The following is a 14,561-nucleotide window of genomic DNA, read 5'->3' as shown; positions in this document are numbered from 1 at the left end:
GGAGTGACTGCCTGACGGCCGGCCCGTCCGCGAACCTGACCGTATGACAACCGTACTGATCACCGGCCCGACCCGTGGCCTCGGCCGCGCCGCCACCCTCGCCATGGCCGCCCGGCCCGAACCGCCCGAGCTGGTTCTCGTCGGCCGGAGCGGGCCGAGGCTCACCGAGGTCGCCGGCGAGGCCCGGCGGCTCGGGGCGCGGGTGCACGAGATCGGCTGCGACCTGTCCAGCCTCGCCGACGTGCGGAAGGCGGCCGCACAGGCCCGGGGGATGGGCGTCAGCGTCGTGGTCGCCAACGCCGGCACCATGTCGTCCGACACCCGGCAGGCGTCGGCCGACGGCTACGAGCTGACGTTCGCGGTCAACTACCTCGCCCACGCCCAGCTGATCGGGGATCTCGCCGGCGATCTGGTCGCGCCGGGCCGGATCGTGCTGCTCGGCTCCAACACCTACAGCGCCAACTTCTGGCGGCGGCTGCTCGGCGTGCCCGAGGCCGACTGGCGCGACCCGATCGACCTGGCCCGCCCCGCGACCGGCGATCAACGCCCGGGTTTCCGGGCATCCGGCGTCGCCTACTCCAACGCCAAGCTCGCGATCCTCTACTACGCCCACGAGCTGCAGCGCCACGTCCCGGCCGGCATCAACGTCGCGGTCTTCGAGCCCGGCTGGATGCCCGGCACCTCGCTGGGCCGGGACACGCCCGAGGCGTTCCAGGCGATCGGCCGCGGCCTGGCCCGCCTGCCCGGCGTCTCCACCCCGCGACGTTCCGGCCCGGCGCTCGCCTCGCTCGCCCTGGACGCCCGATGGGCACACCTGCGCGACGGCGCGTTCGTCGTGAAGGACCGGGTGACCGAGGTCGAGCCGGTCGCCCGTGACCGGGCCCGCGAGCAACGCCTCCGGGAGACCACCGAGGAGCTCCTCCAGGCGGTATGACCAGGTGGAATAGCCGGCCCGGCGGGCCCGTTACCCGGGTGCACGGTGCATCGGAGGCGCGGATGATCAAGGATTTCTCGTTCGAGACGGTCGCCCGCCGGGCGGGCGAGCTTGCGGACGTACGCGACCTGCTCCCGCCCGGAACCCGCGTCTCGATTCCGCACCTGGGCGGCGACGACCTGGCGGCGCTGGCCGGGGCGGCTCACGCCGTACGGGAAATGGGTTTCGTCGCCGTGCCGCACCTGGCCGCCCGGCGGCTGGAAGCCGGGGTTGATCTGACCGTCCTGCGTGCGGCAACCGACCAGCTGTTCGTTGTCGGCGGTGACCCGGCGCGGCCCGAGGGGCCGTTCCCGGACGGCCTGGCCCTGATCCGTTCCGGTCTGCTGGCCGGACACGGTTTCCGGTGGGTCGGTCTGCCGGCCTATCCGTCGGGCCATCCGGCAATCGACGACGAGCGCCTGTGGGCCGAGCTGGCCGCGAAGGCCGCCGCGCTCACCGAGCAGGGTCTGTCCGCCGGCGTGACCTTGCAGTTCGCCGGCCGGGCCGCGGTCGCGAACTGGCTCGCCGAGTCGTGGCGGCGCGGCATCGACCTGCCGGTCCGGGTGAGTGTGCCCGGCGCGGGTGGCATCCCGTCCGCGCTCGCCGCCCGCCTGGGCCTCGACGCCCAGGAGGGCGGGCTGCTCGGCTTCCCGGCCGGGGTGAAACTCCACCTCTCGCCGTTCGGCGCGGTGCGGGAAACCGCCCGGCTGGCTACCGCGAGGGCGGCCGCCGGCAGCGCGGTGACCGGGCACTCCGATTCCACAGGTTGCCCACAGTTTCGCCACACCGTTTCCGTAGCCGGGCGGGCGATGGTTCCGGCATGACGCTGACCCTCGACGGCGCGCCCACGCCCGCGGTTGACGCCCCCTCGCGACGGCGCACCGTGCCCTGGACCCGGACCGCCCTATGGCTGCTGCTCGCCGGCACGGCGCTGCTCTACCTGTGGGACCTGTCCGCCTCCGGCTGGGCCAACGACTTCTACGCCGCGTCGGCCCAGGCCGGCTCGATGTCGTGGAAGGCGTGGCTGTTCGCCTCCCTCGACCCGGGCAACGCGATCACGGTCGACAAGCCACCGGCCGCGATGTGGGTGATGGGCCTGTCGATGCGCCTGTTCGGCGTCAACAGCTGGGCGCTGCTGGCCCCGCAGGCGCTGATGGGAGTCGGCAGCGTCGCGCTGCTGGCCGCGGCGGTGCGGCGCTGGTTCGGCCCGGTCGCCGGCCTGGTCGCCGGGGCGGCGCTGGCACTCACCCCGGTCGCGGTGCTGATGTTCCGCTTCGACAACCCGGACGCCCTGCTGGTCCTCCTGATGACCGCGGCGGCCTATACGACGGTCCGATCGTTGGACCGCGGCTCGTGGAAGTGGCTGGCCGGGACCGGCGTCCTGCTCGGGTTCGCGTTCCTGACCAAGATGCTGCAGGGCTTCCTGGTGCTGCCCGGGTTCGCCCTCGCCTACCTGTTCTGCGCGCCGGTGTCGTGGCTTCGCCGCATCCGCGACCTGCTCATCGCCGGTGCCGCGCTGGTCGTCTCGGGCGGCTGGCTGGTCGCACTGGTATCGCTGTGGCCCGCCGCGTCCCGTCCGTACATCGCCGGGTCGACGAACAACTCGCTGTGGCAACTCGCGATCGGCTACAACGGTCTCGGCCGCATCTTCGGCGGCGACGGCAACCGCGGCGGCGGGGGTGGCGGCGGCGGAGGCGGCGGCGGGATGTTCGGCGGCTCGACCGGGCTGGGCCGCATGTTCGGCTCATCCTTCGGACTCGAGATCTCGTGGCTGCTGCCGGCCGCACTGGTTGCGCTGGTCGGCCTGCTTGCGCTTGCGGCGCGGCAAGTTCCGGTACGCGCGTCCGCGCTCATCTGGGGCGGTTGGACCCTGGTGACGGCGCTGACGTTCAGCTTCATGAGCGGCACGGTCCACCCGTACTACTCGGTCGCCCTGGCACCGGGGATCGCCGCGCTGGTCGCGATCGGCCTGCGCGTCCTGTGGGATTTGCGGGCGAGCGTGGTGGCGCGCGCCTTCCTGGCCGCGATGGTGCTGGCGACCGGCGTCTGGGACTTCGTCCTGCTGGGCCGCGTGTCGTGGGCGCCGGCCCTGCGCTGGGTGATCCTGGTCGCCGGCGTCGCGGTCGCGGCGGCCCTGCTGGTGCCGTTGGCCCGCTGGGGCCGGGCGGCGCTGGCGGTCGCCGCGGCGGCGGTGCTGCCGCTCGGGCTGGGCAGCGCGGCCTGGGGCGTGACCACGGCCGGCACCGCCCACACCGGATCGACGCCGACCTCGGGCCCGTCCGGCGTGTCGACGGGCGGCTTCGGCGGCGGCCCGGGCGGCGGCGGTTTCCCGGGCGGTGGCTCAGGCGGCTTCCCGGGCGGCGGCTTTCCAGGGGGCGGAGCTTTCCCCGGCAACGGCAACGCCGGCAACGGGGCCGGTGACGGCACCGCGGGCAACGGCACCGCGGGCAACGGCACCGCGGGCAACGGCACCGCGGGCAACGGCACCGCGGGCAACGGCACCGCGGGCACGGGCAACGGGGCGGGCAACGGCGCCGGCAGCGGGAGTGGGTCGGGGGGCGTAAGCGGTGGCAATGGGGCGACCAACGGCCAGAACGGCGACGGCACGAGCAGCGGCGTGGATGGGGACGGGGCACGCGCGTACGGAAATGGCCGCGGAAGCGATGGCACCCGGCGCAACCAGGGTGGGGGTTTCGGTGGACCGGGCGGTGGCGGGCAAGCCGACGCCGCGCTGGTGACGCTGCTCAAGAGTGCCGGCGAGGTGCGCTGGGCGGCCGCGACCAACGGGTCGATGGAGGCGGCCCCGCTGCAGCTGGCGAGCGGGAAGTCGGTCATGGCGATCGGCGGGTTCACCGGCAGCGACCCGTCGCCGACGCTGGCCGGGTTCCAGAAGTATGTCGCCGACGGCGACGTCCATTACTACGTGTCCGGCGGCCGGGGTGGCTTCGGTGGCGGTTCCGGCAACCAGATCGAGCAGTGGGTGACCGCCAACTTCACCGCTACCACCGTCGGCAGCAGCACCGTCTACGACCTGACCAAGCCGAAGTCCTAGAGGACCCTCGCGACCGCGGAGGCCGGATTCGATTCCCGGCCTTCGCGGTACGCCGCCTCGAACTCCGCGTCACCCAGCGCGGCCCGGCCCTCGGCGCTCAATCCCCGGATGTGCGGATCCGTGCGGTCGTGGGCGCCCCGCAGCCGGGCCGCCGCGCCGAGCACGACCGCCACCTCGCGGTGCCGCCCGTAGAAGCCGGCCAGCCCGGCAACGGCCACGGCAACCGTTGCCATCACCGGTTTGTCGCGGGTGGCGACCGCGGCCGCATATGCGCGGCGGAGCGCCTTGGCCGCACCCGGTCCGTCGCCTAGTGCCAGGCAGAGGGCGCCCCGCACCGCACCGGTCAGCGCCGGCCCGTGGTCGCCGCCCGGGAAGGAGGCCAGCGGCACCTCGGCCGACTCGATCAGCTCGTGGGCGCGGCCGAGGTCGCCGAGGCGGACCCGCAGGCGGGCCTCCAGCGCGTCGAGCAGGATCGCCATCTCGGGTGACGTCGAGCGCAGCGCGCGTTCGCGGGCGGCCGCGATCAACTCGGTGGTGCGGGCCGTGTCGTCGAGGCGCAGGTGCAGGTCGACGCGGCGCAGGTCGATGAAGATCTCGTCGTTGAGGCTGAGTGAGCCGAACTCGCGGGCCAGCCGCTTCGCCTCGTCGAGGTCGGCGAGCGCGCCGTCGACGCTGCCGTCGTACTGCCGTAGCAGGGCCCGCAACGGCAATGTCGTGGCCAGGCCCCAGCGGTCGCCGGCCCGGGCGAAACGTTCCAGGGCGCCGTCGACGTCGGTGCGCACCTGGTCGAGGTCGCCCTCGTTCTCGGCGGCCTGGGCCCGGAACAGGCGGGCGAGGCCGGCCGCCCACACGTCCCGCCCGTCGGCGATCCCCTGGAGGACGGCCGGTCTCGTCTCGCCCAGGGAGGCGAGCCGCACCGCGATCAGCGTGCCCCGGAAGCCGGGCAGCTCCGGGCGGCTCAGCAGGCGGTCGGCGAACGCCCGCAGCTGCGTGCGTTTCTCCTCGAACTCGTCGGCCGCCAGCGGACTCTGCGTGGCGATGGTGTTGAGCAGCAGCAACGCCTCGGCGATGTCGCGTTCGACGCCGCGCACGGCCGAGCGCGCGAGGGCCTCGCCGAGCCAGTAGGCGGCGTCGGAGCTGAGGCCGAACATCTGCCAGTACCAGGTCAGGTCGACCGCGAGCCGCAGCGCATCGTCGTGGTGCCGCAGGGCGGCGACGATGTTGTCGTAGTCGGCGCGGATCGTCCGCAGCGCCTCGAGCTGATCGGGGCCGCGCAGCCGCGGTTCGGTGCGGGCGACAAGCTCGGCGAAATAGGTGGCCGCGGTTTGCCACACGGTTGCCGGCGTGGCCAGGGTTTCGATGCCGTACTCGCGGATCGTCTCCAGCATCCGATAGCGCCCGGCCTCCGGCGCGAGCTGCAGCAACGACCGGTCGACCAGGGCGGCGAGCAGCTCGGGGACGTCGGCCGCCGGCACCGGCGTGCCGGCACAGACCGCGGTGGCCGAGGCCGCGGTGACGCCGCCGGGCAGGACGGCGATTCGGCCGGCGACCGTACGCTCGTGCTCGCCCAGCAGATCCCAGCTCCACGCGATGACTGCCCGCAGCGTGCGGTGGCGTGGGTAGGCCGTCCGGTGGCCGCTGGTGAGCAGTCGCAAGCGGTCGTCGAGCCCGGCCGCCAGCTCGTGGCGGGTCAGCGTGCGCAGCCGGGCGGCGGCCAGCTCCAGAGCCAGCGGCAGCCCGTCGAGAGCGCGGACGATCCGGATCGTGTCGGCGTCGACCGCGAAGTCCGCGCGTACGGCCGAGGCCCGGTCCGCGAAGAGCCGCACCGCGGCAGTCCGCCCGGCCTCCTCGACGCTCGCGTCTTCGCCCGGAAGCGCGAGCGAACCGAGCGGAACCAGGTTCTCCCCGTCGATGGCGAGGGGTTCCCGGCTCGTGGCCAGCACGCGAAGGTCGGGGCACCGGGCGAGCAGCGCGGCGGTCAGGTGGGCCACGGCGTCGATCAGGTGCTCGCAGTTGTCGATGAGAAGCACGGTGTCCTGGCCGCGGAACCGGCCCTCGAGGAGGTCCAGTTCGTCGCCCTCGGGCGCGATGCGGGCCTGGAACACGGCGCCGCCGCGGAGGCCTGCCCCGGCGAGTACCGCGGTGGCCACCTTGGCCGGCTCGGTGACCGGGGAGAGGTCGATCAGCCAGGCCGGGTGCGGGTGGCGGCGGGCCGCTTCGACGGCGAGGCGAGTCTTCCCGGCGCCGCCCGGGCCGAGCACGGTGACCAGCCGGCCGGTGGCGAGCAGGGTCTCGATGCGGGCCAGGTCGTCCTCGCGGCCGATGAAGCTGGTCACCGGGGCGGGAAGGTTGGTCGGCGCCGCGGCCGGCTCGGTCCGCAACAAGCGCAGGTGACGTTCCCGCAGGGCGGCGCCCACTTCGACGCCCAGGGCCCGGCGGGTGTCCTCGAACACCGCGAGCGCTTCGGCCTGCCGCCCCTGGGCGGCGAGGGCGTCCATCAGCAGACCGGCCGCCCGCTCCTGGGCGGGGTGCTCGGCGAGCAGGGCGGTCAGCCGGTCGGCGGCCGCATCGGCCCGGCCGAGTCGCACCTCGGCGTCGGCGAGGTCGACGACCGCCTCGACCGCGATGCGGGCCAGCCGGGTCGCGACGGCGGGCGCCACCGCGGCGACCGTGCCGGGAACGCCGTCCCACAAGGCGAGGGCCTCGGCGGGGTCGGTCCTCGCGAGCTGTTCGAAACGCAGGGCGTCCACGCCGGCCGGGTCCACGTCGAGCCGGTAGCCGCCGACGCCCTGCGTGACGGCTCCGGCCGATCCGAGGGCCCGGCGCAGCCGCGAGACGAGCGCCTGCAGGGCGTGGGCCGCCTCGGCCGGCGGGTCCTCGGCCCAGATCGCGTCGATCAGGACGGCCGGCTCGACGGTCCGCCCCCCGGCGAGGGCGAGGCGCACCAGCAGCGCCCGCAGCCGCGCGCCCGGAATCGGCAGGGCCTCGCCGTCGCGCGACACCCGGAAGTCGCCGAGCACCCTCACCTCAAGCATCGTCCGATCTTCGCAGGGTGTCGTGCCAGCGCCGTGTGAGCCCCGTGTCAGCGTCCCCGGCCAGCCTGGGGGAGCCACTTGACGAAGGAGTTCTCATGCATGACGTAGTGATCGCGGGCGCCGGCCCGGTCGGTCTTCTCCTCGCCTGCGAGCTCGGCCTCGCCGGCTGCTCGGTGCTGGTGCTCGAGCGGGACCCGACGCCCGGTTCGGAGTTCAAGGCGCAGCCGCTCGGGATGCGGGGGCTGTCGGCCGGATCGGTCGAGGCGTTCTACCGGCGGGGGATGCTCGGCGCGCTGCTCGCCGCGTCCGGCGTCGACGACTATCCCGGCGCGTTCCGCGGCGCCGGTCATTTCGCGGGCATCATGCTCGACCCGGGCCTGGTCGACCTCTCCGGGCGGCTTGCCAACTCGACGCCGGAAGGCATCCTGACCAGCCTGGAAGTGGTCGAGTCGGTGCTGTCCGAGCGGGCGGCCAAGCTGGGCGTCGACGTCCGGCGCGGCGTGGCGGTCGACGGCGTCACCCAGGACGACGAGGGTGTCGTCGTGCGGGCCGGGGAAGACGAGTACGCCGGCCGCTGGCTGGTCGGCTGCGACGGCGGCCGGAGCACGGTCCGCGGGCTCGCCGGGTACGAGTTCGCCGGCACCGGTCCGCAGCTCACCGGCTACCTGATGCTGGCCTCGATCGCCGACCCGGAGAAGCTGCGGCCCGGGTTCAACCTGACCCCGGCCGGCATGTACCTGCGGACCAACGGCGACCAGTATGTCGGGATGATGGACTTCGACGGCGGCGCGTTCGACCGCTCGCAGCCACCCGACCGCGAGCATCTGCAGGAGGTCCTGCGCCGGGTCTCCGGCACCGACGTCACACTGACCGAGGTCCATGTCGCGTCGACGTTCACCGACCGGGCGATGCAGGCCACCACGTACCGCCGCGGCCGTGTACTCCTGGCCGGCGACGCCGCACACATCCACTCGCCGCTCGGCGGGCAAGGGCTCAACACCGGCCTCGGCGACGCCATGAACCTGGGCTGGAAGCTGGCGGCGACCGTACGCGGGGAGGCGCCGGACGGGCTCCTCGACACGTACACCGCCGAACGTCACCCGATCGCCGCGCGGGTGCTCGACTGGACGCGCGTCCAGGTGGCGGCCATGCGCCCGGACCCGCACTCGCAGGCGATCCAGAACCTGCTCCGCGACCTGCTCGCCACCGGCGACGGGACCACCTACGTCTTCAACCGGCTCGACGCGATGACCGGCCTGGCGCTCCGCTACGACCTCGGCGGCGACCATCCGCTGGTCGGCCGCAACGCTCCGGACTTCCCGCTCGCCGACGGCCTGCGCCTCGGCGACCTGATGCCGGACGGCGAAGCCGTCCTGCTCGACTTCAGCGCCGATCAACGCTTGCGGTCGGAGGCCGCCGGTTTCCGGTACGCGGCGGGCCCGCCCACCGACGTCGAGGCCGTTCTGGTCCGCCCGGACGGGATCGTCGCGTGGGCCGGGTCCGCCGCTCGCTGGTCGGGACGCCGGGCATGACGATCACCCTCCGGGCCGGGAGCACCGTGATGTTCACCGGCGACTCGATCACCGACTCCAGCCTCGGGTTCGGCTATCCGCGGTGGATCGAGGGGGAGTGGGGTTTCCGGCACCCCGACCGGCCGGTCACCTGGCTCACCTCCGGCGTCGCCGGCAACAAGGTGATGGACCTCGAGGCGCGCTGGGCGACCGACGTTCTCGACACCCGCCCGGACGTGGTGTCAATCCTGGTCGGCGGCAACGACATGGGCTGGCACACCTACGACCCGGACGGCTATGTGATCTCGCCCGAGGCGTTCGCGGCCGGCTACGACCGCCTGCTCGCGGCCGACGGGATGTTCGCCCAGCTCGCCGCCACGACCGCGCCGGAGCACTGGGCGGCCGACGGCGTCCACCCGACCCCGGCCGGCCACGCGGCACTCGCGGCGGCGTGGCTACGCCTGGTCGCCTAGCGTCCCGCCTAGTAGGGGCCGGCCGCCGTCACGATCGCGAGGAAGTGTGCGGCGGCCGGCGCCTGGACGCGGTCGGCCCGCCACGTCAGGCCGACCACCCGGGAGGCGCCGGCGTTGGCGAGCGGGACGCCGACCGTGCCGGAGGCGCCCGCGAACTGCTCCGGCACCACGGCCACGCCCAGACCCGCGCCGACCAGCCCCTCGATCGTGGCCAGGTCGCCGATCTCGAAGGCGATGCGCGGGGTGACGCGGGCCTGGGCGAACAGCCCGTCGAGGTGCTCGCGGAATCCGAACCCGGGCGGGATGCTCACGAAGTCCTCGCCCTCGAGGTCGACCAGCCGCACCCGCCGGCGCGCCGCGAACCGATGCCCGGCCGGCACCACGACGACCAGGCGCTGCTCCTGCAGTGCCAGCCACCCGTGGGGCCCGGCCGGCCGCCCCGAGACGATGGCGAGCTCGGCGACCCCGGCCGCCAGGTGCGGCATGATCTCGTGTCCCGGTTCCTGTCGCAGCTCGACCCGCAGCCGTGGGGCGGCGGCCCGCACGTCGTGCAGCAGCCGCGGCACCAGCGAGGTGGCCATCGAGTCGAGGAACGCCAGCCGCACCGTCCCGGCGTCCGGGTCGAGCACGCCGTCGAGGTCACGACGCAGACGGTCGTAGCGTTCCACGATGTCGCGGGCGGCGCTCAGGGCCAGCGAGCCGAGCGGGTTGGGGTGCACGCCCCAGGCGTCGCGCTCGAACAGCCGGGCGCCCAGTGACGCCTCGGCCCGCGACAGCAGGCGGGACAGGTTGGGCTGGCTGATCCCGAGGGCGGCGGCCGCCGCGGTGACGTGTTCGTACTCACCCAGTGCCAGCAGCCCGCGGAGATCCTCGATCAGCACGACCAGGAATCATACGCCGATCGCATCGCTGCGTTCAATTCGATGCATTGGACGTATAGCCCGAGGTCCGAGCAGGGTGAAGCGATGACTTATCGAGCCGGGGAGCCCGGCTACCGCCGGATCAGCCTCGCCCTGTTCGCAGCCGGCGTGGCCACCTTCGCCTCCCTCTACAGCACCCAGGCGGTCCTGCCCGAGCTCAGCGCCGCCTTCCACGTCTCCCCGGCCGCCAGCGCCTGGTCGCTCTCGCTGACCACGATCGGTCTCGGCGTCGCGTTGCTGATCACCGGCCCGCTCTCCGAGCGCGTCGGCCGCACCCGGCTCATCCACCTGTCGCTGGTCCTGTCCGGCCTGCTCGGCCTGGCCTGCGCCGCCGCGCCGACCTGGCCGGCGCTGCTGACCCTGCGCCTGCTCCAGGGCATCGCGCTGGCCGGGCTCCCGGCGGTCGCCACGGCCTATCTGCGGGAAGAGCTTCACCCCGGTACGCACGCCCGCGCGGCCGGCCTCTACATCGGCGGCACGGCGCTGGGCGGCATGGCCGGGCGGCTGACCGCGGGACCGGTCGCCGAGGCGTACGGCTGGCGATCGGCCCTCGCGGCCGTGGCCATAATCGGTCTTGTCTGTGCCGGCATCGCCGGTGTGATGTTGCCGGCGTCGCGGCACTTCGTGGCCCGCCGCACCCGGGCCCTGAGCGCCCGCGCGATCACCGACCCGGCTCTGCTCGCCCTCTACGGCATCGGCGCCTGCGCGATGGGCGCCTTCATCGCGGTCTTCAATGCGCTCGGATTCCGGCTGACCGCCGCCCCTTTCGCTCTCGGGGCGGGCGCGGCCAGCGCCGTCTTCCTGGTCTATCCGATCGGCTCGCTCAGTTCGGCGGTGTCCGGCCGGCTGGCCGACCGGTTCGGGCGGCGCGCAGTCATGCCGGTCGGCGCGGTCCTGACCGCGGCCGGACTGCTGCTGACCCTTTCCGGCCATCTGGCGGTCGTGGTGCTCGGCCTGGCGGTGCTGACCGCCGGCTTCTTCTGCCTGCACGGCGTGGCCAGCGGCTGGGTCCCGGTGCGGGCCCACGCCGGCGGCGTCGCGGCGGGCCAGGCGGCCTCGCTCTACCTGGTCGCCTACTACGCCGGCTCGTCGATCGCGGGCAGCCTGGCCGGCACCGCCTGGTCGCTCGGCGGCTGGGACGGAGTGGTGCTCCTGTCGGCCCTCCTGATCGCCGCGGCGGGCGCCTTGGCGCTGCGGCTGAGAAAGGTCCCGGCGATCGCCTGACCCGGGCCGTCGGCGTCTCGGCCGCCTTCCATCGGCCACGGGCGGCTCTTCGGCCCTGGGCGACTCCTTTCGGGCAGGGCGACTCCTTCAGCCCGGCGACGGCGCAGGCGCAGGCCGTCCTCGACGGCGGTCCGGCCCGGCGTGAGCTTTCCGCCCTGCCGCGGCGCGTACGTCTCAGCGGCGTTGCCGGGCCATCTGCGTGGTCGCCCACGACCCGCTCGGTTTGCTTGGTCGCCAGACCTCGCCCTTCGTCGATCACCGCCACGCCGCACCTGCCCGGCAACGCCCGCCGTTGCGGAACACGGGCTAGCCGCGGGCCTGCGCGAACGGCAGACGGTCGAAGATGAATCGGCTGTGGACGATTTTGCCGTCGCGCACGGTCACGTACTCGGCCGCGGGCCCGCTCGCGACCAGCTTGGTCTCGGTGTCGTAGACGATCACCGCATGTTCGTCGTCGCCGTAGGCGCCGAGCAGTTCGGCCCGCACCAGCATGCCGGTGAACGGGGTCATGAATTCGCGGTAGGCCGCCGCGCCCTCCAGCCGCCCGGCCGGCGCGTCGCAGACGATGTCGTCGGCGACGAACGTCATCGCCTGGTCGAGGTCGTGGCCGGTCCACGCCGAGTAGTAGTTCAGGGCCACCCGCAGTGCGTCACTCATCGTGATTCCTCTCGTGTCGGTCACCGGTACTGACACCGCTCGGCCACCGAACGGAACGGTGCCAGGATGACCGGGTGGACGACTTCGGGGACCGGATCGAGCCGTACCGCGCTGAGCTGCGCGTTCATTGCTATCGCATGCTCGGCTCGCGGACCGAGGCCGACGACGTGCTGCAGGAGACGATGCTGGCGGCGTGGCGCGGGCGGGACGGCTTCGAGGAACGGTCCTCGCTGCGCACCTGGCTGTACCGCATCGCGACCAACCAATGCCTTAACGCGCGGCGGTCGGCTGCACGACGCGTACCGGAAACGCCCAGACCGCCGTTCACCCCGCCCGCACCCTCACGCCTGGCCGAAATCACCTGGTTGGAGCCGTTCCCGGACGCCCTGCTGGAGGCCGTGCCGGACCGGGCGCCCGGTCCGGAGGCCCGCTACGGCATGCGGGAGGCGATCGAACTGGCGTTCGTCGTGGGGCTGCAGCAGTTGCCGCCCCGGCAAACCGCGGTGCTGATTCTGAAGGACGTGCTCGGCTATTCCACCGCGGAGGTCGCGTCGCTGCTCGACACCACCGCGTCGTCGGTGAAAGGTGCCTTGCAGCGGGCGCGGGGCACTCTCGGTGAGCCTCGTGCGGCTACGCCACCCTCGGCATCGGAGCGGGCGCTCACGCAGCGTTTCGCGGACGCTTTCGAGGTACGCGACGTCGACGCGCTGGTCGAGTTGCTGACCGACGACGCGTGGCTGGCGATGCCGCCGGCGCCGCACGAATACCACGGCATTCCGGCGATCCTGGAGTTCCTCGAGGTGAGCGGAACCTGGCGCGGCGGGCGGGAAATGCGGCTGGTGCCGGCCCGCGTCAACACCCAGTGCGCGTTTGCGAGTTTCATCGACGGCGCGCGGGCCGGGTTGCTGGTGCTGACGTTGCGGGACGGGCGGATCGCCGGCATCACGCGGTTCCTGCACGACCTGGACCCCTCCATGCAGGAATAGGCAAGAGCCCGCGACGATCGGTCTACCTCGGCGGAGGCGCCGGACGGAGATTGGAGATGTCCTTCCCACCTCGAATCCGGGAGCCTTTGCGATGCCGCTCGACCACTACGAGACGCTCGGCCGTTCCGGGCTGCGGGTCAGCCCGCTCTCCCTCGGCGCGATGACGTTCGGCGAGGACCCGCCCGGCGCCGGTTGCAGCGTCGAGGAGTCGGAGAAGATCCTCACCGCCTATCTGGAGCGCGGGGGCAACTTCATCGACACGGCCAACTTCTATACCAACGGCCATTCCGAGGCGATTCTCGGCGACTATTTCCACGCCCGGCCCGGTCGCCGTTCGCACGTGGTGCTGGCGTCGAAGTTCTTCTTCAACATGTTCCCGGGCGACCCGAACGGCGGCGGCGCCGGACGCGGCAGCATCGCCGCCCAGTTGCACGAGACGCTGCGCCGGCTGCGCACCGACTACCTGGATCTGTACTGGCTGCACAACTGGGACCGGAACACGCCGATCGAGGAGACGATGCGTAGCCTCGACGACCTGGTGCGCGCCGGGAAGGTCCGCTACCTCGGCTTCTCGAACATGCCGGCGTGGGTGACCGCCCAGGCGCAGACGATGGCGCTGCTGCGGGGCTGGACACCGCTGATCGCCCTGCAGGTCGAATATTCGCTGCTCGCCCGCACGGTCGAGGGTGAGGTTGCGCCGTTCGCCCGCGATCAGGGGATCTCGCTGGTGCCGTGGAGTCCGCTGAAGAACGGCTTCCTCTCCGGCAAATACCGCCGCGACACGGTCGTGACCGACTCGGCCCGCACGGCCCACGTCGGCGGCCCGTCGGACGCCGACTACGAGGTGATCGAGGCCGTCGCGGCCGTCGCTTCCGAGCATGGGGTGTCGTCGTCGGCGGTCGCGCTGGCCTGGCTGCGGGCCCGTCCGGGCAGCGTGGTCCCGATCGTGGGCGCACGCCGGTTGGACCATCTGCTCGACAACCTGCCGGCCCTCGAGGTGACGCTGACGCCGGACCAGATCGCCCGACTGGACGTGCTCTCGGCGCCCGACCTCGACTACCCGGCGCCGATGCACGGCCCGGCCCGGGCGATGCTCCAGTTCGCCGGCACCACGGTCGACGGGGAGTCGTCGGGCGTCTATCCGCCACTGCTCCAGAGCGAGGTCCGCTACTGACAGAGCCAGCGCTGCTTCAGAGCGAGGTCCGCTACTGACAGAGCCAGCGCTGCTCCAGAGCGAGGTCCCCTACTGACCGAGCCAGCGCTGCTTCAGAGCGAGGTCCGCTACTGACGGAGCCGGGCCCACCACCGGGTCAGCGGACATCGACGGTGACACTCCAGCCCTGCATCGCGAAGCAGGTCGGGGCGTCCTTCGCGGCCGGGCAGGCCGCGCGGGCGGACGACAGGGTCGCCTCTCCGCGATGGGCGGCGAAGTAGTGCCCGGCGGTGACCCCGCGCGGGGTCATCGTGCCGACCACGCGGACCTGCAGAGCGCGGCCCTGCTCGGTGATCGGGCGCCACCAGGTGGACCGGTCGGCGTTGCGGCCTTTGACCTTGAGCTGGACCATGACGTGCCCGCCGCGCGGCACCCGGATGTGGCGTCCGTTGTCGGCCACGGTCAGCGTGATCATCTTCGGGGACGCGGCCTGGGCCGGGGTGGCCGCGACCGCGGTCACAGCCGTTGCGGCAAGGGCCAGAGCGACTGCTCGTCTCATCGTCATCCTCCTGAATTA

General features: G+C 73.2%; 12 protein-coding genes. 8 read left to right on the top strand and 4 right to left on the bottom strand.

Annotation, left to right across the window (positions count from 1 at the left end; all coding sequences use genetic code 11):
- Positions 1–43 precede the first annotated feature (43 nt).
- From ACIA5C_RS10065 to ACIA5C_RS10055, 3 genes are all read left to right on the top strand, one after another.
- Complete coding sequence (locus ACIA5C_RS10065; RefSeq protein WP_396052964.1) at positions 44–934, top strand: SDR family NAD(P)-dependent oxidoreductase; 891 nt, start codon at positions 44–46, stop codon at positions 932–934.
- A 62-nt stretch (positions 935–996) separates the two neighbouring features.
- On the top strand, positions 997–1,797 hold the full coding sequence (locus ACIA5C_RS10060) for a hypothetical protein (protein ID WP_396052963.1): 801 nt from the start codon (positions 997–999) through the stop codon (positions 1,795–1,797).
- A complete protein-coding gene (locus tag ACIA5C_RS10055; protein WP_396052962.1) occupies positions 1,794–4,025 on the top strand; it encodes an ArnT family glycosyltransferase in 2,232 nt (743 codons plus the stop codon). The genes ACIA5C_RS10060 and ACIA5C_RS10055 overlap by 4 nt, the downstream gene beginning before the upstream one ends.
- Here ACIA5C_RS10055 and ACIA5C_RS10050 read toward each other — a convergent pair.
- Positions 4,022–7,060 (bottom strand): BTAD domain-containing putative transcriptional regulator, encoded by a 3,039-nt coding sequence (locus tag ACIA5C_RS10050; RefSeq protein ID WP_396052961.1) that lies wholly within the window; start codon positions 7,058–7,060, stop codon positions 4,022–4,024. The genes ACIA5C_RS10055 and ACIA5C_RS10050 overlap by 4 nt on opposite strands.
- 95 nt (positions 7,061–7,155) lie before the next feature.
- Here ACIA5C_RS10050 and ACIA5C_RS10045 point away from each other — a divergent pair, with 95 nt between their 5' ends.
- On the top strand, positions 7,156–8,592 hold the full coding sequence (locus ACIA5C_RS10045) for an FAD-dependent monooxygenase (protein WP_396052960.1): 1,437 nt from the start codon (positions 7,156–7,158) through the stop codon (positions 8,590–8,592).
- Positions 8,589–9,044: a GDSL-type esterase/lipase family protein gene (locus tag ACIA5C_RS10040; protein WP_396052959.1), complete on the top strand. Its 456-nt coding sequence runs from the start codon at positions 8,589–8,591 to the stop codon at positions 9,042–9,044. The genes ACIA5C_RS10045 and ACIA5C_RS10040 overlap by 4 nt, the downstream gene beginning before the upstream one ends.
- Positions 9,045–9,052: 8 nt before the next feature.
- Here the strand turns inward: ACIA5C_RS10040 and ACIA5C_RS10035 are convergent, their stop codons facing one another.
- Complete coding sequence (locus ACIA5C_RS10035) at positions 9,053–9,925, bottom strand: LysR family transcriptional regulator (protein ID WP_396052958.1); 873 nt, start codon at positions 9,923–9,925, stop codon at positions 9,053–9,055.
- An 84-nt stretch (positions 9,926–10,009) separates the two neighbouring features.
- On the opposite strand from ACIA5C_RS10035, the gene ACIA5C_RS10030 reads away from it, so the two are divergent.
- Positions 10,010–11,188, top strand: coding sequence for an MFS transporter (locus tag ACIA5C_RS10030; RefSeq protein ID WP_396052957.1), 1,179 nt, complete (start codon positions 10,010–10,012; stop codon positions 11,186–11,188).
- 306 nt (positions 11,189–11,494) lie between these two features.
- On the opposite strand, the gene ACIA5C_RS10025 is transcribed toward ACIA5C_RS10030, so the two are convergent.
- Positions 11,495–11,845: a nuclear transport factor 2 family protein gene (locus ACIA5C_RS10025; protein WP_396052956.1), complete on the bottom strand. Its 351-nt coding sequence runs from the start codon at positions 11,843–11,845 to the stop codon at positions 11,495–11,497.
- 29 nt (positions 11,846–11,874) lie between these two features.
- Between ACIA5C_RS10025 and ACIA5C_RS10020 the strand changes: the two genes are divergently transcribed.
- Together ACIA5C_RS10020 and ACIA5C_RS10015 are read left to right on the top strand one after the other, a co-directional pair.
- Positions 11,875–12,831 (top strand): RNA polymerase subunit sigma-70, encoded by a 957-nt coding sequence (locus ACIA5C_RS10020; protein ID WP_396053105.1) that lies wholly within the window; start codon positions 11,875–11,877, stop codon positions 12,829–12,831.
- A 91-nt stretch (positions 12,832–12,922) separates the two neighbouring features.
- Positions 12,923–14,005, top strand: a complete 1,083-nt coding sequence (locus ACIA5C_RS10015) for an aldo/keto reductase (protein WP_396052955.1) — start codon at positions 12,923–12,925, stop codon at positions 14,003–14,005.
- Between the two features lie 136 nt (positions 14,006–14,141).
- Here ACIA5C_RS10015 and ACIA5C_RS10010 read toward each other — a convergent pair whose 3' ends face one another.
- Positions 14,142–14,543: a hypothetical protein gene (locus ACIA5C_RS10010; RefSeq protein ID WP_396052954.1), complete on the bottom strand. Its 402-nt coding sequence runs from the start codon at positions 14,541–14,543 to the stop codon at positions 14,142–14,144.
- Between the last annotated feature and the right edge of the window lie 18 nt (positions 14,544–14,561).

It is taken from the genome of Actinoplanes sp. NPDC051343, from assembly GCF_044455125.1.
Taxonomy (GTDB): domain Bacteria; phylum Actinomycetota; class Actinomycetes; order Mycobacteriales; family Micromonosporaceae; genus Actinoplanes.
This window is presented reverse-complemented; position numbering and strand designations above follow the sequence as displayed.

Bases quoted from the DNA above. Each gene is read 5' to 3' on its own strand.
- ACIA5C_RS10025 (WP_396052956.1), bottom strand. From the start codon at position 11,845: ATGAGTGACGCACTGCGGGTGGCCCTGAACTACTACTCGGCGTGGACC.
- ACIA5C_RS10050 (WP_396052961.1), bottom strand. From the start codon at position 7,060: ATGCTTGAGGTGAGGGTGCTCGGCGACTTCCGGGTGTCGCGCGACGGC.
- ACIA5C_RS10065 (WP_396052964.1), top strand. From the start codon at position 44: ATGACAACCGTACTGATCACCGGCCCGACCCGTGGCCTCGGCCGCGCC.
- ACIA5C_RS10010 (WP_396052954.1), bottom strand. From the start codon at position 14,543: ATGAGACGAGCAGTCGCTCTGGCCCTTGCCGCAACGGCTGTGACCGCG.
- ACIA5C_RS10030 (WP_396052957.1), top strand. From the start codon at position 10,010: ATGACTTATCGAGCCGGGGAGCCCGGCTACCGCCGGATCAGCCTCGCC.
- ACIA5C_RS10040 (WP_396052959.1), top strand. From the start codon at position 8,589: ATGACGATCACCCTCCGGGCCGGGAGCACCGTGATGTTCACCGGCGAC.
- ACIA5C_RS10055 (WP_396052962.1), top strand. From the start codon at position 1,794: ATGACGCTGACCCTCGACGGCGCGCCCACGCCCGCGGTTGACGCCCCC.
- ACIA5C_RS10045 (WP_396052960.1), top strand. From the start codon at position 7,156: ATGCATGACGTAGTGATCGCGGGCGCCGGCCCGGTCGGTCTTCTCCTC.
- ACIA5C_RS10015 (WP_396052955.1), top strand. From the start codon at position 12,923: ATGCCGCTCGACCACTACGAGACGCTCGGCCGTTCCGGGCTGCGGGTC.
- ACIA5C_RS10060 (WP_396052963.1), top strand. From the start codon at position 997: ATGATCAAGGATTTCTCGTTCGAGACGGTCGCCCGCCGGGCGGGCGAG.